The sequence below is a fragment of the Hydrogenovibrio sp. JE_KL2 genome (genome assembly GCF_009296185.1).
Classification (GTDB): Bacteria; Pseudomonadota; Gammaproteobacteria; order Thiomicrospirales; family Thiomicrospiraceae; genus Hydrogenovibrio.
This window is the reverse complement of the sequence record NZ_WBJR01000001.1, coordinates 162086-183650: the sequence shown is the minus strand read 5'-3', so window position 1 is coordinate 183650 and position 21565 is coordinate 162086. Positions and strand designations below refer to the sequence as shown.

General features: G+C 44.5%; 20 protein-coding genes. 2 read left to right on the top strand and 18 right to left on the bottom strand.

Annotated features, from left to right (window positions below):
- Positions 1-28: 28 nt before the first annotated feature.
- The 13 genes from lpxC to F8R13_RS00760 all read right to left on the bottom strand — a co-directional run bounded on the left by lpxC (position 29) and on the right by F8R13_RS00760 (position 12877).
- A complete protein-coding gene (gene lpxC, locus F8R13_RS00820; protein ID WP_371414867.1) occupies positions 29-949 on the bottom strand; it encodes a UDP-3-O-acyl-N-acetylglucosamine deacetylase in 921 nt (306 codons plus the stop codon).
- Between the two features lie 107 nt (positions 950-1056).
- Complete coding sequence (gene ftsA / locus F8R13_RS00815; protein WP_152831344.1) at positions 1057-2313, bottom strand: cell division protein FtsA; 1257 nt, start codon at positions 2311-2313, stop codon at positions 1057-1059.
- 85 nt (positions 2314-2398) lie between these two features.
- Complete coding sequence (locus F8R13_RS00810; protein ID WP_152831341.1) at positions 2399-3109, bottom strand: cell division protein FtsQ/DivIB; 711 nt, start codon at positions 3107-3109, stop codon at positions 2399-2401.
- A gap of 11 nt (positions 3110-3120) precedes the next feature.
- On the bottom strand, positions 3121-4062 hold the full coding sequence (locus F8R13_RS00805; RefSeq protein ID WP_371414866.1) for a D-alanine--D-alanine ligase: 942 nt from the start codon (positions 4060-4062) through the stop codon (positions 3121-3123).
- A gap of 2 nt (positions 4063-4064) precedes the next feature.
- Entirely contained in the window at positions 4065-5450 is a 1386-nt protein-coding gene (gene murC, locus F8R13_RS00800) for a UDP-N-acetylmuramate--L-alanine ligase (RefSeq protein ID WP_152831339.1), read from the bottom strand.
- 134 nt (positions 5451-5584) lie between these two features.
- Positions 5585-5905 carry a hypothetical protein gene (locus F8R13_RS00795; protein ID WP_152831337.1) on the bottom strand — a complete coding sequence of 107 codons (321 nt, stop codon included), beginning with the start codon at positions 5903-5905 and terminating at the stop codon, positions 5585-5587.
- Positions 5906-5917: 12 nt separating this feature from the next.
- Complete coding sequence (locus F8R13_RS00790) at positions 5918-6130, bottom strand: hypothetical protein (protein ID WP_152831334.1); 213 nt, start codon at positions 6128-6130, stop codon at positions 5918-5920.
- Positions 6131-6224: 94 nt separating this feature from the next.
- Entirely contained in the window at positions 6225-7442 is a 1218-nt protein-coding gene (locus F8R13_RS00785) for an aminotransferase class V-fold PLP-dependent enzyme (protein WP_152831331.1), read from the bottom strand.
- Positions 7443-7481: 39 nt separating this feature from the next.
- Positions 7482-8783 carry a Fe-S cluster assembly protein SufD gene (gene sufD, locus F8R13_RS00780; RefSeq protein ID WP_152831329.1) on the bottom strand — a complete coding sequence of 434 codons (1302 nt, stop codon included), beginning with the start codon at positions 8781-8783 and terminating at the stop codon, positions 7482-7484.
- A 4-nt stretch (positions 8784-8787) separates the two neighbouring features.
- The gene (gene sufC / locus F8R13_RS00775) at positions 8788-9561 is read right to left on the bottom strand and encodes a Fe-S cluster assembly ATPase SufC (RefSeq protein ID WP_152831327.1); all 774 of its coding nucleotides are present in this window, start codon (positions 9559-9561) and stop codon (positions 8788-8790) included.
- 85 nt (positions 9562-9646) lie between these two features.
- Complete coding sequence (gene sufB, locus F8R13_RS00770) at positions 9647-11140, bottom strand: Fe-S cluster assembly protein SufB (RefSeq protein ID WP_152831325.1); 1494 nt, start codon at positions 11138-11140, stop codon at positions 9647-9649.
- A 112-nt stretch (positions 11141-11252) separates the two neighbouring features.
- On the bottom strand, positions 11253-11945 hold the full coding sequence (locus tag F8R13_RS00765) for a hypothetical protein (protein WP_152831323.1): 693 nt from the start codon (positions 11943-11945) through the stop codon (positions 11253-11255).
- Entirely contained in the window at positions 11942-12877 is a 936-nt protein-coding gene (locus F8R13_RS00760; RefSeq protein WP_172967663.1) for a zinc ABC transporter substrate-binding protein, read from the bottom strand. Before F8R13_RS00760 ends, F8R13_RS00765 begins: the two co-directional genes overlap by 4 nt.
- A 72-nt stretch (positions 12878-12949) precedes the next feature.
- Between F8R13_RS00760 and F8R13_RS00755 the strand changes: the two genes are divergently transcribed.
- Positions 12950-13774, top strand: a complete 825-nt coding sequence (locus F8R13_RS00755) for an ATP-binding cassette domain-containing protein (protein ID WP_371414865.1) — start codon at positions 12950-12952, stop codon at positions 13772-13774.
- Positions 13771-14574, top strand: coding sequence for an iron chelate uptake ABC transporter family permease subunit (locus tag F8R13_RS00750; RefSeq protein WP_152831319.1), 804 nt, complete (start codon positions 13771-13773; stop codon positions 14572-14574). Before F8R13_RS00755 ends, F8R13_RS00750 begins: the two co-directional genes overlap by 4 nt.
- Before the next feature lie 129 nt (positions 14575-14703).
- Here F8R13_RS00750 and F8R13_RS11745 read toward each other — a convergent pair whose 3' ends face one another.
- The 5 genes from F8R13_RS11745 to F8R13_RS00725 all read right to left on the bottom strand — a co-directional run bounded on the left by F8R13_RS11745 (position 14704) and on the right by F8R13_RS00725 (position 21539).
- On the bottom strand, positions 14704-17172 hold the full coding sequence (locus tag F8R13_RS11745) for a methyl-accepting chemotaxis protein (protein ID WP_152831316.1): 2469 nt from the start codon (positions 17170-17172) through the stop codon (positions 14704-14706).
- Positions 17173-17204: 32 nt separating this feature from the next.
- Positions 17205-17726, bottom strand: a complete 522-nt coding sequence (folA, locus tag F8R13_RS00740; protein WP_216642572.1) for a type 3 dihydrofolate reductase — start codon at positions 17724-17726, stop codon at positions 17205-17207.
- Positions 17723-18556: a thymidylate synthase gene (locus tag F8R13_RS00735; RefSeq protein WP_152831314.1), complete on the bottom strand. Its 834-nt coding sequence runs from the start codon at positions 18554-18556 to the stop codon at positions 17723-17725. Before F8R13_RS00735 ends, folA begins: the two co-directional genes overlap by 4 nt.
- Before the next feature lie 12 nt (positions 18557-18568).
- A complete protein-coding gene (gene lgt / locus F8R13_RS00730; RefSeq protein WP_152831312.1) occupies positions 18569-19375 on the bottom strand; it encodes a prolipoprotein diacylglyceryl transferase in 807 nt (268 codons plus the stop codon).
- Positions 19376-19517: 142 nt separating this feature from the next.
- Positions 19518-21539: a methyl-accepting chemotaxis protein gene (locus tag F8R13_RS00725; RefSeq protein WP_152831310.1), complete on the bottom strand. Its 2022-nt coding sequence runs from the start codon at positions 21537-21539 to the stop codon at positions 19518-19520.
- Positions 21540-21565: the final 26 nt, after the last annotated feature.

The window sequence follows — 21565 nt, the reverse complement described above, 5'->3', positions numbered from 1 at the left end:
CACCAAGGTTTAAGAGTGTTTTCAGGCGTTACAATAAGACCTTGGAACTACCATATTCGATTGGCGGTTCCTTGCCCAAATAATCAGCGATTTCGTAGGATTCTGGATCGGACATCAGCGCTCTTAACAACTGGTTGTTTAATGCATGTCCTGACTTATGAGCGGTAAATTCACCGACAATCGGATGCCCTGCCATAAACAAATCGCCCACCGCATCAAGGATTTTATGGCGCACAAACTCGTCCTTGTCACGCAAACCTTCTTGATTCATAACGCCGTTATCGTCCAAGCCGATTGCATTATGTAACCCAGCACCCAAGCCTAAATTCTGTGCACGCAATCTTTCCATGTCCTTCATAAAACCGAAGGTACGCGCACGACTGACTTCTTTGAAGTAAGCCGTCGATGAAAAGTCCAATGTCATCTTTTCTGCGGTTTGCTCAAATGCCGGGTGATCGAATTCAATTGAAAAATTCAAACGATAGCCTTCATAAGGACGGAACTCGGCAACACCACCTTTGTTATTTTCCACTCGTACGTGCTTCAACACCCGAATAAATTTTTTGGGAGCATCCAGGTAGTCAATACCGGCAGCCTGTAATAGGAAAATGAAGTGGGATGCACTACCATCCATAATCGGCACTTCATCGGAATCAATATCAATATAAAGATTATCAATCCCCATACCGGCTAATGCAGACATCAAGTGCTCTATGGTCGCGATCTTCACTTGTTTGTCTTCGACATCTCTGACGATCGTGGTACACAAAGTGGTTTCTTGCACCAGTTCAGGTGAAATAGGAAACTCAACCACAGGAGAAACATCAATTCGGCGAAACACAATTCCTGTATCTGCTGGCGCAGGTTTGAGAGTCATTAAGGCCTCATGACCGGTATGAAGGCCAACACCTCTTGCTTTGATAGGATTTGCCAAAGTTTTTTGTTTCACGCCGCTTTTTGCTCCTAGTTGAGTCGGATCGCTAGAGTAGATAAGAGGCGAATTCTACCATACTGTAATGTTGACTACAGAAAAATTCGCCGCGAAAGAAATGTAGTTTAGAAACTGTTGCTGAACCAGTTTTTCATTTTTTCCAGAACGGATTCTTGGCTCATTGTTTGTTTGCGCTTACCGACATCGGTATGCTGAGAAAAGGTTTCATGTTCTTTAGCATAAAGCAACAAACCGACTGTTGTCGCAAATGCTGGGCTGGAGACTTCGTCTTTCAGGCCACTCACGCCCATTGGTACCCCAAGGCGCACCGGCATATGGAATACTTCTTCTGCTAACTCAACGGCACCTTCCACCATGGAGCTTCCACCGGTCAATACGATACCAGCGGCAATCTTGTTTTCAAAATTGGTACGTCTCAACTCGGCTTGAATCAACTGAAACAGTTCTTCATAACGAGGTTCAATCACTTCCACCAAGGTATTTCTAGATAGACAGCGCGCAGGACGATCACCCACCGATGCCACTTCAATCTCTTCATCTTGGTTAATCAGTTGTGGCAACGCGCAAGCGTATTGGCGCTTGATTTGTTCTGCTGCCGGCGTTGGCGTACGCAAAGCTACCGCAATATCATTCGTGACTTGATCTCCGGCAACGGGAATAACGGCGGTATGGCGAATCGCCCCATTTTGGAAAATGGCAATATCCGTTGTACCCCCACCGATGTCAACCAGACAAACACCTAGCTCTTTCTCATCTTCAGACAGAACCGCTTCCGCTGAAGCCAACTGCTCCAAAATAAGGTTATCAACAGTCAACGAGCATTTTTCAACACATTTTGTAATGTTCTGAGCCGCACTGACCGAACCTGTGACCATGTGTACTTTGGCTTCCAAACGCACACCAGACATTCCGATCGGCTCTCTGATACCACCTTGGTTATCAATCATGAACTCTTGCGGCAAAATATGAAGGACTTGCTGATCTCCAGGGATAGCAATGGTTTGCGCCGCATCAATAACGCGTTGCACATCCTGCTCTTGCACCTCTTGATGGCTAATAGCCACCATACCGTTTGAGTTGAAGCTGTTGATGTGGCTTCCAGCAATTCCCACCGATACTGAATTCACTTGAATACCCGACATACGCTCGGCTTCATCAATGGCTCTTTGAATGGATTCAACTGTGGAATCAATATTAACAACCACCCCTTTCTTAAGGCCCTTGGAAGGGTGCGTCCCCATTCCAATCACTTCAATTTCGCCGTCGTCTTTCACTTTACCGACGATGGCAGCGATTTTTGATGTGCCGATATCCAACCCGATGACGATATTTGAGTGAGAAGTGGTTTGCTTTTTTGCCATTTACATCATTACCTTTTGGTTCAGTCTCATTGCAATTTGCTTAAACTCAGGTAAACATTCTTAAGCTTTGTTGCGATAACTCGCATTAAGAACCTGTTTTATCCGTTTGTTGCGTTTCAGAATTTTGTTTGATCGCGAAGCCATTACTATAGCGCAAATCATACAGACGTGCATTTTTTCTTAGTGCTTCTTTGACTAATGGATAAGCGCGAATAAATCGATTCAATTTATGCTGCCAATCCATTGAGTCCAGCTCGACTGTCGGCTGTTTAACAAAGTATATCTGCCAGACATTATCGGCGTTCATCACCAACCTGGAAATTGTCCATCCCAATTGGTCAAAAGCCTTCTGAAAAATCACTAAATCCTTCAGCAACTGTTTGGCTTTGCTGTCGTCACCATCCAGCTCGACAAGATTCTGAAAAGCCTTAATATCACTTGGATAAAAAATATCACCATTCTTATTCAACAAGCCATCTTTACCCCAACGTACAACCGGCTGTTGTTCCTCAATGGTGATATCCACCTGACTTGGCCAATGGCGAGTGACCGAGGCACGATACACCCAATCCAATCTCACTATCTGCGCGTGAAGTTCATCTAGATTTAAGCGCCAAAAAGATTGACCCAAATAAGGTTTGACTACTGCCCCCACTTGAGAGGACTCGACTTTTTTCAGACTGTTTTTGATTTGGTAGCTTTTCAATACGTGGCTTGGTGAAAAGATAATCCAGCCTAATGCTCCGATGAGTATCAGCAGTAAGAAAATCGTTGAGGCCAGCTTCTTATTCAGCATTCCAATCTCAATCAGGACTCTTTGGTATGTTTGAGCGTCAACATTAACAACTTGACGACCAACTGCTCAAAACTGATTCCTTTAACCTTGGCTGCCATCGGTACCAAGCTGTGGTCTGTCATGCCAGGAACGGTATTCAATTCGATCAGCCAAACATGACCACTTGGATCCATCATTAAATCGACTCTTCCCCAATCGCGAGACCCTGCAACATCAAACGCCTGTAAACAAAGCTGTTGAATAGCCGCTTCCTGATTTGCCGGCAAATCTGTTGGGCAAATATATTGGGTATCATTCGCTAGATACTTCGCGTCGTAATCATAGAAAGAGTGAGATGTCCGAAGCTCAATCAAAGGCAAAGCTTCACCGTCTAAAATGGCACAGGTAAATTCACGACCGGTAATCCATTGCTCAATCAAAACTTCGTAGTCGAATTCTTGTGCATAATCTACCGCTTCAATCAATTGCGCCAAATTTTCGACTTTGCGCATACCGATGCTGGAGCCTTCGTGACAAGGCTTCACAATCACCGGAAAGGGCAACGAAAAACGTTGCGCATCAAATGGCTGCGTTTCGGCCACGCGAACAAACTCAGGCGTTGGCAACCCCGCGCCCTGCCAAAGCCACTTGGTACGCAACTTATCCATCGTCAAAGCTGACGCCGCCATTTCACTACCGGTATAGGGTACATCCAACGCATCCAGCACTGCTTGAATACCACCATCTTCGCCCCAGCGTCCATGCACAACATTGAATACTCGATCATAGCGTTTGGCAATATCCAATAGTTGCTCTACGGAAACAACATCAATACCTTCTGCATCAACACCTTGAGACACCAGCGCGTCTAAAACGGCCTTACCACTTTTTAAAGAAACCTCTCTTTCTGCCGCGGTACCGCCCATCAATACCGCTACTTTTCCCAATGCTTTAATATCAATAGGGTCGGTCACGATTATGCTCCTTGTTCCTTCCAGTCTTTTGAGATCTGCCCAACATCACCGGCTCCCATGACCAAGACCACATCATCTTCTATCAGTAAGTTCGGCATCACGTCATCCAGTTGCTGGCGATCTTCCACATGCACACTTTCTTTACGTCCTAGCAATCTTAAAGATTGCAGCAAAGCCTTGGAGTCGAACGCAGTAAGCGGTGCTTCACCGGCAGCGTAAACATCCATCAGTACCAACAAGTCCGGTTCCATTAAGACCTGCACGAAATCATCAAACAAATCTCTTGTTCGCGAGTAACGGTGTGGTTGAAACACCAACACCAAACGTTTATCAGGAAAGGCTTCTCGTGCTGTTTTCAAGGTTGCTGCCAATTCAGTTGGGTGATGTCCATAATCATCCACAACCGTCACCGCTTTATTGCCGATCAAACGATTCGGATAAACTTCAAAGCGCCTTCCCACACCGCCAAAATCGGCCAAAGCGGCTTGAATATCTTGAACGGAAACATCCAATTCCAAGGCGATGGTGATTGCTGCCAGCGCATTCAATACATTATGTCGTCCAGGCTGATTCAGCACCACTTCAAATTGTGGAGCATCATTTGCCTCAACCGTGAATTGCATTTGCAAGCCTTTTGCCTTGATGTCAGTACCACGAACATCCGCCCCTTCGGAAAAACCGTAGGTATAAATCTTTCTCGACAGCTTAGGAATAATCGCTTGAATATTTGGATCATCCACACACAATACTGCAATCCCATAAAACGGAAGGCGATGAACGAACTCTATGAACGTGTTTTCCAATTGCTGATAATCACCTTGATAGGTTTCCATGTGATCTTCATCAATATTAGTCACCACAGACATCATTGGCGATAAATGCAAGAAGGAAGCATCAGACTCATCCGCCTCGGCAATCAAATATTGGCTAGAACCTAGCCTGGCATTGGCATCTACTTGGTTCAATTTGCCACCGATTACGAAAGTAGGATCCAAACCACCCTGTGTCAGAATCGAAGCCACCAAACTGGTCGTTGTGGTTTTACCATGCGTACCGGCTATTGCGATGCCGAAACGCATCCGCATCAACTCAGCCAACATTGCCGCTCTAGGAATCACCGGAATACGCATCTCACGGGCGTAACTGACTTCTGGATTTTCTTTGCCGATTGCTGTCGAAACAACAACTACATCACTGGTTTTGACATAACTGGCGTCATGCCCAATTTGAATTTGTGCACCAAGTGATTTTAGACGTGTAATGGTGATATTTTCACGGATATCTGAGCCGGAGACCTGGTAACCTAGGTTTAGGCAGACCTCCGCAATCCCTGCCATGCCGACACCACCGATGCCGACAAAATGAATTTGCTTGACGTAATCTTTCATAAAATGGGTAGAATCTCGCCCGGTACAGGCATAGCCTGTTTTGAGTTGTTTATCTTTGTGTTATTTTTCGCTATATGATAACCAAAACCTAAGCTTAAGGTTGAATGAAATGCATCATTCGGCGCAAGTTACTTTTAATGTAGTACGGGGTTATCATCGTTAGTGGTTGATTGTTCAGGTGATTCCACCGGAACAGGAATCACCCAATAATACTGCGCCAAAATAGCGGCCAGCTCTGACGGTTGCGTTAAAGGGCTGACAATTTCAAAGTGACTAAGCGTTGGCGTACTGATAAAGCCTTGTTCTTCTGCCTCTCTGACCCACTTTAGAATCTGCTCTGCCGCATCCCCTAATATTTTCTGTTCTGTCGGGTTCCAAAAAACGATACAGGGATCAAAACCACTGTCAGGAAGAGGAATACATTCCAATCGAATCCAGTCATAAGCATCTGACATCACTTGTCTCCTTTAACCGGAACAAGTTACGAAAGCGAAAGGCAATAATAAGATTTCCATCACAGGTGGAAAAATTAGTCCCAACGGAAAGGCAATCAAAACAAAGATAAGGAAAACTTTTTGATAGGTTTCTAGCTCGGCCCAAGCAGTTTTAAACTTTGCCGCTAAGCCGGTTGATTGATCTTCCTTGATCATGGTTTCGGCGGTTTTTTTAAGTTCTTCCATACCATTCCTCCATAAAAAAACTTCTATAGAGCAATCATACTCCAAACCTTTTAATCAGTCCAAAATCTCGAAATCACCCTGAGAATACAGGACATTAAAGCAGCATATCCCTAGCTTCGATCACTGCAGCGACAAGACGATCTATATCATCAAAATTATTATAAACGCCCAGTGATGCACGAACGGTTGCAGGCACATCAAAGTGCTGCATCACAGGCATGGCGCAATGGTGGCTCGCACGCACTGCGATACCATCCTGATCCATCAAAGTCGCCATATCGTGAGGGTGTGCGCCATCGACGATAAACGAAATAACGCCACCTTTATTGTCAGCTTCACCAATAATGCGTAGCCCATCAATCGCCTTCAATTTATCCGTGGCATATTTCAACAGTTGGTTTTCATATTCAGCGATTTTATCTTGCCCGATGGACGCCATGAAATCTACCGCGGCTCCCAAGCCGATACCACCGGCAATATGGGGCGTACCTGCTTCAAACTTGTAAGGAAGAACGTTGTATTCCGTTCGCTCGAAGGTAACGGAATAGATCATATCCCCACCTCCTTGATACGGCGGCATGGCTTCCAATAAAGATTCTTTACCATAGAGCACACCAATACCCGTCGGGCCATACATTTTATGTGCGGAGAAGGCATAGAAGTCACAACCGATATCTTGTACATCAACCTTCATGTGCGGCACCGCTTGAGCACCATCAATCAAAACCTTCGCGCCGACTTTATGCGCTAATGCTGTCATTTCCTTAACCGGATTGATGGTTCCCAGTGCATTTGACATATGAGTAATAGACAACAATTTGGTTCTCTCAGACAGCAAGCTTTCCAATGCATTCAGACAGACTTCGCCTTTTTGATTGATGCGAAGCACGGTGAGGCGAATCCCCAATTCATCGCGCAACAACTGCCAAGGCACGATATTTGAGTGATGCTCCATCTCAGTAATGATAACTTCATCACCAGGATTCAGGTTTGCGCGCCCCCAGGTTGCCGCTACAAGATTAATCGCCTCGGTGGTGCCACGGACAAAAACCACTTCTTTTATGGAAGCGGCATTCATGAATTTTCTGACTTTCTCGCGGGCACCTTCATAGGCCTCTGTCGCCCTTTCACTCAATCCATAAACACCACGATGTACATTGGCGTTTTCAAGCGTGTAGTAACGAGTAATCGCGTCGATAACTTCCTGTGGCTTTTGTGAGGTGGCGCCACTGTCTAAATAAACCAGTGGTTGACCGTTCTCTGTTTGTTTCAAGATAGGAAAATGCTGACGGATTTGTGCAAAATCGTTCATAGAATCACTCATAAAAAGGGGCAATCACTTAAGAAAGGATCAAGCTAGCAACTTGCTGACGCGTTGCATCAGCCAGTCACGGATAGCCTCATTCGACACATTATCCAAAGGCTCTAGCAAGAATGCTTTGGTAATCAGTTGAACGGCATCATGTTGGTGTATACCACGCGCCTGACAATAGAAAACTTGGTTTTCATCTATTTGGCCGGACGCACAACCATGCGAACACTTCACATCGTCCGCATAGATTTCAAGCTGTGGCTTGGTATCCATCTTGGCATTGTTGGACAAGAGCAAATTCTTGTTATCCATCTGCCCATCCGTTTTTTGCGCGCCTTTTGCGACATAAATCATGCCGTTGAACACGCCTCTGGACTGTTCATCCAGCACAAATTTATGTAGCTGCTGACTGTTACAATGCGGCGCAAGATGTTGTGTATCAGTACGCGAATCAATCGTTTGCTCACCTTTACCAAAAGCAATAGTGTTTTGAGAAGCGTCAGCATACTCACCACACAGGTTCACGGTGTTTTGATGGCGAGACACTTCTGCCCCCAACCCGACATACAAGGTGTCAAATACGGAGGATGCCTGTTGATGTACGTGCTGATTATTGAAATAGAAGTCGTTGGTGTTTAAATCCTGAACCACATACTGTTTACAAATTGCCTGTGCAGCCAACTCCATTTGCAACACCCCGTTGATACAAACAGGCTCATCGGCAAAAGAAACCACCTGTTGAATCAAGGTCAGCTGCGCATTTTCTTCAACCTGAACATCTAAGCTCAAGGTCGCAAGACTTTTTGGCTGAGTCTGGATGTAAACCAACTCAACAGGCTTTTCGATTGCCACATTCTTCTGAACGCGGATTTTAGTACGATTTTCAGCCAACATATCATGCAACAGTTCAAAGGCATGATTGGAATCCACCAAATCGGCATTGGTGATTTCCGCACTCTCTACCGTCAACCCTGATGGCAAACTGGCTGAATCACATGACAAGTCTTGGGAGAAGACACCATCAATCCAAACAAAACGGTGCGTTCCGAATATTGGCAAAATCGCTTTCAGTTGGTCTGGGTTAACCTTACCCCAACCTGGTAGATTTTGCTCAAATGCGGTTTGCATCCAGTGGTTCAGCGAAGTGTACTGCCAATCCTCATCTCGACGCATCGGCAACCCAAGTGCCTGAAGCTTTTTCTGCGCGTCCAAACGTTTGGCCGACAACATCTGATTTTGCGTCTTCGCGTTCAGGCTCTGAGACAAGCCAATGTAATGCTCAATCGCTTTTTGCGCTACCGGGCTTTGTTTCCTAGGTTTGATTGAATTCACAGCCGCCATAAAATTATCCCGCTAGCTGCGCTTCATGAGATTGGATAATGGAATCGTACCCTTGATCTTCCAGTTCATGTACCAACTCAAAACCGCCGGATTTAACGATTTTCCCATCATATAAAACATGAACGAAATCAGGTTTGATATAGTCCAGCAAACGCTGATAATGCGTTACGACAATAAAGCTTCTGTTCGGGTCACGAAGTGAGTTCACCCCATTGGCAACCACTTTAAGAGCATCGATATCCAGACCGGAATCGGTTTCATCCATAATGCAAAGTTTCGGCTCAAGCAATGCCATTTGGAAAATATCATTACGCTTTTTCTCGCCACCGGAGAAGCCAACGTTAACCGAACGCTCAAGCATGTCTTTACGCATGCCCATCAATTCCATTTTTTCCTGCACGTATTCGTCAAAGTCGAACATATCCAGCGCAGGCAGCCCTTTTTCTTCGCGAATGGCGTTCAATGCAGTTTGCATGAACAACTTGTTACTGACACCAGGGATTTCAACTGGGTATTGAAAAGCAAGGAACAACCCTTTGCGAGCACGTTCTTCCGCGTCCATTTCCAACAAGTCTTCACCATCGAAATCAACAGTACCCTCTGTCACTTCATAATCTTCACGACCCGCCAGTACGCTTGAGAAAGTACTTTTCCCTGCTCCGTTAGGTCCCATGATGGCATGAACTTCACCTGGGTTTACTTGCAGATTCAAGCCTTTCAAGATTTGCTTGCCGTCTTCGGCTACTTCAGCTTTTAAATTTTCAACGTTGAGTAACATGTTTTTTAACCCTATTCAGTCTGCATTCATGCAGACCATTCATTTCTAAATTCTTGTGATTGCGAGCGTCAATATTGACCTGTCTTTATCCGACAGAGCCTTCCAAACTGATTGCCAATAATTCTTCCGCTTCTTGTGCGAACTCCAGCGGCAATTCTTTAAATACTTCTTTACAGTAGCCGTTCACAATCATGGAAATCGCATCTTGCTCGCTAATGCCGCGTTGCTGGCAATAGAACAACTGGTCTTCACCAATACGGGAAGTCGTTGCTTCATGCTCCATCTTCGCTGTCGCATTTTCCACTTCAATGTAAGGGAAGGTATGCGCGCCACATTGGTCGCCAATCAGCATCGAATCACACTGGGTGAAATTACGCGCGTTCTCGGCTGACGGCAAAATCTTCACCAAACCACGGTAAGTGTTATCCGATCTACCGGCAGACAGCCCTTTAGAGATAATCGTGCTACGCGTGTTCTTACCAATGTGAATCATCTTGGTTCCTGTATCCGCTTGCTGACGACGATTGGTCAGCGCAACCGAGTAGAACTCGCCGATTGAGTTGTCGCCTTTCAAAATACAGCTAGGGTATTTCCAAGTAATGGCAGAACCGGTTTCGGCTTGCGTCCAAGACAGTTTTGAATTTTTCCCTTCGCAAATACCGCGTTTGGTTACAAAATTCAAAATACCACCTTCGCAATCATCATCGCCTGGATACCAGTTTTGCACCGTAGAGTATTTCACCTCGGCATCATCCAGTACGATCACTTCTACCACCGCAGCATGGAGCTGGTAAGTATCGCGAACAGGCGCGGAACACCCTTCAAGATAACTGACATAGCTGTTTTTATCGGCAATCAGAATAGTACGTTCAAACTGCCCTGTTTTCGCTTCATTGATACGAAAGTAAGTCGATAGATCAATCGGGCAACGAACGTTTTCTGGAATGTAAACAAAAGTGCCATCAGACGCCACTGCGGAGTTCAACGCCGCAAAATAGTTGTCATGATAGGGAACAACCGTTCCTAAATACTTTTGAACCAGTTCTGGATGCTCATGAACCGCTTCGGAGAACGAACAAAAGATAATGCCCAGCTTTTCCAACTCTTCGCGCTTGGTGGTTGACACTGAAACCGAGTCGAAAATCGCATCTACCGCGATATTGGTATTTTCGTTTTCACTCCCGACAATCGGCACTCCCAGTGCAGCGAAGGCTTTAGCGACTTCCAAATCCATCTCGGCAATTTCAGCCTTTTTAGCTTCATCTGCCGCACAGGTATCGCCACCACACGCAGAACACTCAGGTGCCGAATAATAACTGTAATCCTGGTAATCCAGTGGATTGTAGTTGGCTTTCGCCCAATGAGGTTCTTCCATCGTCAACCAATGACGATAGGCCTTCAAACGAAATTCGAGCATCCATTCCGGTTCGTTCTTTTTCGCCGAAATCGCACGCACGACCTCCTCGCTAATTCCTTTCTCAAAGGTTTCAACGCTTGTCTGAGTTACAAAGCCTTCTTTGTAACCAGTTTTCTTGCTTAATAGGTCGTTTATCTCTTCGTATTGAGTCGCTTCTGACATAGGTGCTACAACTTCTAATTTAATATCCGAGTATTTTAGTCGGTTATTGTTTTATTGTCCAGTTTTCAGGGTGCTTTCGATTAAAAAACCCATCTCATAAAAATGCCATGCGTTATGCCAATGCGCTCGCTTCAACAATCTCGGTCAATAAAGTTTTATCAAGTGACGTTCCTAAAATTGTCAGCTTCCCGGTAGCTTGTTCAGCAGCGTAGGTATCCCAGCGATTAATCGTGCCTTCTATCGAAACAGGATTCACATACTCTTGAGTTTGTACACTAGCCTTCACACGCCAAAGCTCGACACCCAAGTTCTGCTTGATCGAATCCAAGCCGAACAACAGGTGCTCCAGGGAAACAGTGCCCAGCTCAAATGCCATGCTCTGCAAAGACAACTTTGGCAGTGCACTTTGATTCACTAAGACGTCATCACCGAACGACTGCCAATGCCAATCATCCGTAAAGGTTTGCGAAAACCAGCGCAAAACGGGTAGATCAATCCCTTGGCGTTTTAACCAATTCTGCCAGAAAGCTTGTGTCGTTAAATCCGCCGATTCTGCAAACAAGAATACCACCGCGGAACTCTGTGCAAGACAAGCCAACAAATAGCTCTCCGCCTCGACATGATGCAATTCGGATCGTATATCAATCAATGTCCAAACCCGCTTTTCTGCCTGCGAACCAACTTCAAGACTTTTCATACATACTGGAGTCGGCATCTGGTGCTTTTGGCAATGCGCTATCAATGCTTGGGAAAAGCGATTTCTACCACAGCCTGGCAATCCCAGTAGCAGAACGTCATAACTCATTTCGCGGCCAAGCAACTCAGGTATTGATGCGTCAACTTTTCCATGAACTGCGCTGTATCCAAACTACCGTCACCAAGAGGATCCAATGTACCCAACCTGACGTTGGAACCTTTGATCAATCCCGTTAACTGCTTGTTCGATAACTGAGGCTCTTGGAAAACACATTTCACTTTGCCGGACTGAATCATGTCGTCAACATCAACAAGACGTTTTACACCTGCTTTACGTTCGGCACTATTATGTAACGCACCTTTGTTATTCAATCCGTAACGTTTTTCAAAATAGACAAAGGCGTTATGAAGCACCAAGTAAGGCACTTGCTTTACTGGAGACAGTTGTTGCTTGATGTCGTTATCCGTCATTTGCAATTTGGCCAGCCATGTTTTCGTTTGGTTGGCGATTTCTCCAGCACGGCTCTCGTCTTTTTTCTGCAAGGCATTACTGAAAGCCTTAACCAATTTCTCGATATTTCCAATATCCAACCACAGGTGAGGGTTGATGTTCATGAGCGCATCACCATCTTCATCATGATGTTCTTCATGCAACGCGTGATCATGCGAGCCATGTTTTTCACCATCATGCCCACCCTCTATCAGAGTCATGCCGGAGATATCCGTCATTCTCACCACTTCAGCAGAATGACTTTGCTTCGCGTTCTCGATGGCTTTTTGCGCCCATTGATCCACCCCGGACCCTACGGTAACAATAATATCGGCTTGTTGTAACGCTAAAGCATGTGACGGCTTCATGGTAAAACCATGCGGTGATTGACCTCTGGTCAGTAAAACCGTGACTTTATCTTGCGCACCCAACAAAGGCTTAATGGCGGATAACAGTGGCGGAATCGTCACAACAACTCTTGCCGCTTCGGCAGCTTGCATCATCAGCATCAATGCCACTGGCAAGAGTATAGACTTCAATAACTTGTTCATCTCAAAATCCTCAAACGGGTTTTTAATCGTATTGGTTAATATTCTCATAAAATCTGGTGCACAGAACATAAAGTGTCACATACAATAGTCGCTATGAACGCATCCCTTAATCTTTCCAAAATTAACACCAATGAAATTCTGGTGCAAGCAACCAATATCACCCATTTCTTCGGTGAAAAGCGTGTATTGCAAAATATCGACCTCACGCTAAAGCGGAATGAGATCACGACCTTAATCGGTCCAAACGGTGCGGGAAAATCCACTTTACTGAAAATCCTGATTGATCTGATTCAACCCACTCTCGGGAAAATTTGGCGTTCACCTCACCTGTCTATCGGATTCATGCCTCAGAAAATTCAAGTCGATGCTTCTTTGCCGATGACCGTTGCCCGTTTTCTCAAACTGGGATTACGCAAACCCCACTTTTTTTCTAGCCAAAAAACGGAAGCGAATTTTACCACAGAGCTGATGCAAACCGTGTCACTTCTGAGGCTGGAAAAACTACTGAACACGCCCATCCAAAAAGTGTCCGGCGGTGAAATGCAGCGCGTTTTGCTGGCGCGCGCGTTAATCCGTAAGCCGGACTTGTTGGTGCTGGATGAACCCGTACAAGGTGTAGACCTGCAAGGTCAAGTTGAACTCTACCACCTTATCAATGAGATTAAAGATACCTTGCATTGCGGCATTTTAATGGTGAGTCATGACCTGCATATCGTCATGAAAAGCACCCATCAAGTGCTTTGTTTGAACGAACATATCTGCTGCTCAGGGCACCCTCAAACCGTTAGCGAGTCTCCTGCTTTTAAAAATCTATTCGGTCAGGAATTCGATGAAATCGCGATTTATGAACACCACCATGGCGATACCTGCGACCATACTCATGGACTATTGAAATGATCGATATTCTATTACACCCACCTGAGTTTCTGGTTCTTGCATTATTGGGCGGCTTATTGGTAGCGTCTATCGCCACGCCGCTAGGTGTTTTCATGGTTTGGCAGCGCCAATCCTATTTCAGTGCAACCTTGGCACACTCGGCATTATTGGGCGTCAGTTTAGGGCTTCTCTTACAACTCAACCTGACATTGGCTGTCATGTTGACTTCTGTGATGATTGCGTTATCGATTTTCTTTTTATCGAAAAAAACCGCCTTATCGTCTGACACGCTTTTAGGGTTACTGGCACATAGCACTTTGGCCTTGGGGCTAGTGATTCTCAGCTTCCAGAACCATATCCAGATCGATATCATGAGTTATCTTTTCGGTGATATTCTCAGTATCAACACCACAGACATCATCTTGATGGCTGTACTACTGGTGGCTGTTGTACTTTACTTTTTGCGCTATTGGCAAGACTTGCTCAATATCACTTTGAATACTGAATTGGCACAGGTTGAAGGGGTTCGCACGCAATCAGTACAACTGATGTATACGCTTTTGTTGGCACTGTTGATTGCGCTGGCAATCAAGGTTGTCGGTATTCTATTGATTACCTCTTTATTGATTATTCCTTCGGCGGCCGCACACAGACTGTCAAAATCACCAGAACAGATGCTCTCCATCAGCTATCTATTTGCATTGTTGTCTATCGTTTTTGGGCTAGTGTTTTCCATGCAGTGGGACACCCCAGCCGGACCATCCATCGTAGTGGTTGCCAGCTTGATTTTCCTAGCAAGCTTAATCAGAAAACCAATCTAAAAGCCATTCCGCTTATCAGCTTTATTAAAATCTACCAGGTTGGGGTCTTTGATTCAGAGCGAATCTATAGAATAGAAACAGGCAAGCACCGTGAAAACAGCACTTGCCCGTTTAGAATGTGACACTCAGTTAGGAGACTTCATCTTCCAACTGCTCTAGGATTGCCACCACTTTTTCAGATTTCTTATCGATTTGAGTCAAACCTTCTGCAACCAAATCGTCGTCACCAATCTCTTTGGCATCCATTACTTTCTTGATAGCCTGATGCATTTCCATATGCTCTTGTCCAAGCTCTTGCATCAAAGGCATGTGCATCAAGCTTTGTCCGTCGCCATAGTACCATTTTCCTAGAATACAGGCGGTATGGTCAGTTGCAACCTCATAGGTAACCCCTATATCCATTCCGTCGACAAACCCGCGGATTTTGCCTTTCCAAGCTCGGTGCGCCTCAACCATTTTTTCAAATTGTTGTGCCAACTCAGAGTGCTGCTGGTGGCGCTCGACACGGTGAACCACGCTATTATCCAATTTGAAACCTTGCACCAACTGCAATAACTGTTCAGATTGGGCAAACAAATCCTGGCTTCCAGAAGCAGACTCCTCAATCAGACCAGCATTTTGCTGTGTGCTGGACTCCATTCCCTCGATAGATTCATTCACCTTCGAAATGCCGTTTGCCTGATCTCTGGTTGCCGAAGCAATTTCTGAAATCATTTTCGACATTTGCTGCATAGATTCATTCACTTCAACCAACGCATCACTGGTTTGCTTAACGTAACGCCCACTTTCATCACTGATATTGACTGAGTTCTCAATCAATTTCTTGATTTCAGCTGCCGCATCGGAAGACTTACCTGCCAAACTACGAACCTCGCCGGCAACCACTGCAAAACCTCGTCCATGCTCACCGGCACGAGCGGCTTCAACCGCAGCGTTTAGTGCCAGCAAATTGGTTTGGAATGCAATGCTGTCGATAATCGAGATAATGTCGTTGATTTTCTTACTCGCCTCGGTCATCTGATCCATTGAAGCCAATGCACGCCCCATGATTTCGACACCGGTAGTCAGTTTTTCTTGTGCTTCCTGAGTCATCTGATTCGCATTAGAAGCTGCATCCGCATTTTGCTGAACCGTTTGAGTCATGTGCTCCATTTGCGTTGATGTCGATTCAAGCGCCAATGTCTGCTCTTGGATACGGTCGGAAACCGCTGCACTACTATCTGCAATCGTATTGGCTTCATCTGCAACCAATCTTGTCACCGCGCCCACTTTTGCAATCATGGTCGCAATGTTTTGGGTAGAGAAATTCAAGCTGTCTTTCAACGCAGCCATTTTGCCTTGGTAATTTTTCTTCACAAAATCAGTCAAATCACCATCACTGATTTTTGTCTGAACACTCACCACTTCACCTACGAATTGATCGAGGTTATCAATGGTCTGGTTAATGGCATCTTTGAGTGTAATGAACTCACCAGAGGTCTCGACTTCCACACGTCTAGAGAAATCACCTTTCGACAAACTGCTCAACGTGAGTGAAATATCTTCTACCGTATAACGAATTGCATCCATTGCCACCGCTATATCGGAAATGACCGCTGCATAATCCCCTTTCATTTCAGCGTGCTCGTTACGGATAGCCTCCAATGCACCATTTCGCAAGTTGGACGCCGTGCCACGCAACATGACTACCATGTTATAAATTTGATCGTAGGAGCTGTTCACCCCAGCCTTGAGGGTTTCAAAATCGCCTCGGTAATCGTTCTCGATTTTCTGTGTGAAGCTACCGTTGGAAATTTCCGACATGACAAAATTCACATCATCAATCGCGGCATGAATGGTCGATAACAGTTCATTGATTGCCTGCGCACTTTGCCCGATTTCATCTTTGGAATAGATAGGTGTGCGATGGCTCAAATCACCTGTATCAATAATTTTTGCCATGGTATCTCTCATTGCACTGATTGGCTTGAGGAATTTATTCGCGATGATAATACCGACAATTGAGAAGATCAAAATACTCATCACCAAGACAGTCCATAGGGCTTTTTTACCCCATGATTGCTGATTATCTAGCTTTTTAACCAGTTGCTTATTTTGCACTTCTTCATAAGATTTGAATTCTGAAACAAGTTTCGAAAAGGCAATAAACTTCGGATTGAACTCATTGATCAGAATGTCTCTGGCATCTTCAGGAAAACCAGCATCCAATGCCGTAATGAAACTCCCAAAAGATTGGTTGGCACTCACGACATTGTCACGTATTTGCTCAAACAGCGCCTTTTCCTTTGGATTTAAATGGGCACTATCAAGTTGTTTGAAGATCGCACCGATATCGTTGGCAGTTTGCGTTAAAGCCGTACGGGTTTGCTTAAGCAACTCTGGCTTTTCGTAGATCACCAAATCTCGGAAATAAATCGCTCTGGTGTCAGACAAGTTTTTCAACCTGTTCAACATATCTACTTTTTTGTAGTTTTTATCAGTGATTTCAGTTGCTGTGCCCGTAGTAATACTAAACACATATTGAGCAATCATGTTTGAGACAAACAAGAAAAACACCGCTCCAAAAATACCAATGAACATTCGTGTCTTGATACTCATGTCACCTCTCTCTGTTTTTTTAATTTATATTTTTATTTTCTTTTTAATGTCACAAATTCAAATGCATATTGATGTTTTTCATCTGCGTCATGCCACTCTTTTTCCAGAACGGACCAATCTGCATCATCCCATGCTGGAAAACTGGTATCTCCCTCTACCTTTGTCTGCACCCATGTCACATAAAGTTTATTAGCATATGGCAACATCTGCTTATAAAGCTCGCCGCCCCCCATGATGACAATTTCTGCTTCCGCCTGGCAACTCTCCAGTGCCTTCTCAATGGAGGTGTACACCTCAGCCCCTTCTGCAATGTAGTCAGCATTGCGAGTGATAATAAGATTACGTCTATTCGGCAAAGGTCGGCAACCTAATGACTCGAATGTCTTACGCCCCATCAACACAGTTTTACCTACTGTCTTAGCTTTAAAAAACTTCAAATCATCCGGCAAATGCCATGGCATTTGATTGTCGATACCGATCACTCGGTTCAAATCCATGGCGGCAATCATTGAAAGATTACATGCCGAAAAATCGAAATTCGTGTTTTCCATCATACTGAAACCTGTGCTTTGATGTGGGGATGAGATTCATAATCCAAAATCTCAAAATCATCAAAGTCATAGTCAAAAATAGACGCTGGTTTACGCTTAATATGAAGCTTAGGCAAAGGAAAAGGTTCTCTGGTCAGTTGAAGCTTGGCTTGTTCCATGGTGTTGTTGTAAAGATGGACATCCCCACCCGTCCAGACAAAATCTCCAACGTCCAAGTTCGTCTGTTGCGCAATCATATGTGTCAGCAAGGCATAGCTGGCAATATTAAACGGCACCCCCAAGAAGGTGTCCGCGCTTCGTTGATACAACTGGCACGACAGTTTGCCGTCAGCCACATAAAATTGGAAAAACGCATGGCAAGTCGCCAAAGCCATCCGCCCTTGTTTGACATTTTCCTGAGGTGAAATGGACTCATCTGGCAAATCGGCCGGATTCCAGGCTGACACAATCATACGGCGGCTGTTGGGATTCTTTTTCAAGGTGTCAATGACTTCCTGAATCTGATTAATCGTGGTGCCATCCGGCTTTTCCCAAGCAACCCACTGCTTACCATACAAAGGCCCCAAGTCACCCTCTTCCGTTGCCCATTCATCCCAGATGCGCACACCATGCTCTTTTAAATAATGAATATTGGTGTCACCTTTCAGGAACCACAACAGTTCATACACAATCGATTTCAAATGGAGTTTTTTGGTGGTGACTAAAGGAAAACCCTCTTGTAGGTTAAATCGCATTTGATAACCGAAAACCGAACGAGTACCCGTTCCTGTTCTATCGCCCTTGTCATAGCCGTTATCAATAATGTGTTGTAACAAATCCAAATACTGTTTCATCGTTTTCTCGAATTACGCTTCTTTATTCTGTTTGCGATACGCCCAAGCTATCAAACCTAAACCAATCAAAATCATTGGGAAGGACAAGATTTGCCCCATGGTCAGCCAGCCCCACATTAAGTAACCCAGTTGAGGATCCGGCATTCTGAAAAACTCCACAAAAAAGCGGAACATTCCATACAACACTAAAAACATACCGGAAACAGCGCCCATAGGTCGATTCCCCTTTTGGTAGATAGCCAATAGGATAAACAACATCAGCCCTTCCAAAAAGGCTTCCAACAATTGTGTCGGATACTTGGGAACAACCTGATTTAATGCCGGATCAAAAACTTTCATCGCAAAGTAGGAATGCGCATCGGCAACCTTACCCCATAATTCGCCATTGATGAAGTTGCCTATACGCCCAAAGAACAAGCCAAATGGCACCATAGGTGCAACAAAGTCTGACACCACAAACAAAGGTACTTTCATTTTATGACGGGCAAACCAAAGCATTGCCAAAATAACACCAATCAGTCCACCGTGGAAAGACATGCCGCCCATCCACAACTTGAACATATCCAGCGGATGGTCAATATAGTGTGGCAAATCATAGAAAAGAATGTAGCCAATACGTCCGCCGAGAATCACCCCTAGCGCGCCGTAGAATAAGAAATCACCAACTAAATCTTTATTCCAATATTGATTGTTTTTTGCTTGATAAGAGCCATATAACCAGAAGCAGAGAAACCCTGCCAAATACATAAGCCCGTACCAGTGAATTTGTAATGGCCCCAAGGCCAGTGCGATAGGATCGATTGAGGGATAAGTCCACATAAATGCTAAAACTGAAGTTAATATTCTACGACTAAAAAATTATAAAACGTAAGTCTAGCAAAACCGGAGCGTAAGCGAAAATGAATATCTCTTATGAGACATAAAAAAACTGCCCGCAGGCAGTTTTTATCATTGAATCAAACTAGATTTTAAATTGATGAACCAGCTGCTCAAGCTTATCAGCCAAGTGCTGCAACTGGTTACCGGAGGTTTCCGTATTGGCTGCGCCTTCAACCGTGTTGCGAGTCACTTTGTGAATTTGGTTGATATTGCCGTTCACTTCATTCACAAGTTCATTTTGTGACTGCGCCGATGCCAACATTTGGTTACTCATATTATTAATGTCATCCATCAAAATAATAACCGGACTCAACACTTTCTGTACTTTCATGACCGAGTCATAACCGATTTTTGTTGTCTCTTGTCCTTGCTCGACCACCGTAACGGTTTCTTCTGTCGCCTTACGGATTTTTTCGATAACCGCTTCAATCTGCAACGTAGACTCTTGCGTTCTTTGAGCCAAGCCACGTACTTCATCGGCAACAACGGCAAATCCTCGTCCATGTTCACCAGCCCTTGCCGCCTCGATTGCCGCATTCAATGCCAACAAGTTAGTTTGCTCTGCGATTTCACGAATCACATTAATAACTGTGCTGATGGTTTGACTGTCGTTATTCAACTGCATAACGGCTTGAGTAATCTCATCCATTCGGTTAGATACCAGCTTGATTGTCTCGGCAGCACTGGTAACCACTTCTCCACTTTCCTTAACGCGTGACACAGCTTGTGCAGTGGCACTTGAAGTATTGTGCGAATGATCTTCAACACTTTTCGCCTTCTCATCCATGATAACCATAGAATTACTCAGCTTCTCTGAAGCCAGCATTTGCTCTTCAACGCCGTCTTTCGTCTCATGGGTGACTCTTAGCAAACCACTTGAAGCCTGCTCCAACTCATGGACAGTTTCAGTCACTTCTTTTAGCATTTCCTGAATACGACTGATGAACAAGTTGAAATAGTTAGCCAAATCCGCCAACTCGTCCTGACCTTTAATCGTCAAACGCTTAGTCAGATCCCCTTCACCCTGCGAGATATTTTTCATTGCAGTGGCTAAGTTCTCTACCGGATGTACAACCGCTCGAGTCACTTTACGAGAAATCAACATACCAACGAATTGTCCGATAATGGATAAGCTCAATAGCAAAATCAAATTACGCAACGTGCTATCAACAACCGTCTGACTGGTGTTTTGCATATCACTGATTGCTTGGCTAGAAATCGAGTTCAAATGCTCTTCAATTTGTTTGAACACTGGCTGAATTTTATGTTCCATCAACCAAGTATCCATACGCCATTTAGGCCCTTGATGGATTTCCTTAAGCTTCATAAAGCTTTCACGGTAATCAACATATTGTGCTTTAATTGCGTCAATACCGTCATCTTCTTCAAGTGTTAATTCAATCTCTTTTTGCTGTGACAGTTTATCGATACCTGCCTCAAACTGGTTAAGGTAGTTTTCCGCATCTGCCGCCATGCCATCGGTTCTAAAAGCAACATAACCACGAATACTGCTTAGCACGTTCAGCCAATCTTTTTGCATTGACAACAAAGTAGATAAAACAGGCTTTCTGCTTGATTGCAAATCTTCCAGCTCGGAAGAGATCATCAAACTGATCTGTTGCTGAATTTTTTGCGCAGGACCGATCATGTTCTTATTCACGAACTCAAATGCTGGAAATTTTTTGTTTCGATCAGTTTGCAATAATTTAACTTCGTCCACTAATGGAGGAAGTTCTTTTAAAGATTTCTGGATAGAGTTCAAATCAGCATTTTGTTTGGAGTCGCTATTTGCAACGTTTTTTCGGACTTCGACCAAAAGCTTTTCTGCTTTTTTCAGCCCATCTTCATAGGTATCTAGACTTTTAGCATCATCCGTCAGCATAAACATGCTTAACGAGTTCATGCTTTTTTCCAGTGTCATCGACATTTCACTGGCTTTCAAAGCCACGGGTTGTTTAACGTCAACGACCTTCTGGACATTTACCCTAACGATGTATAAATTGACTGCAGCTTGAATAGTGATGATTGCTAGAACAGCCCAAATCACGCCAAAACCGAAACGCATTTTTCGCTTGACTGTCAGCTTACTAAGAAAATCCACCATGACTCCATCCGTTTTATAATTTTTTC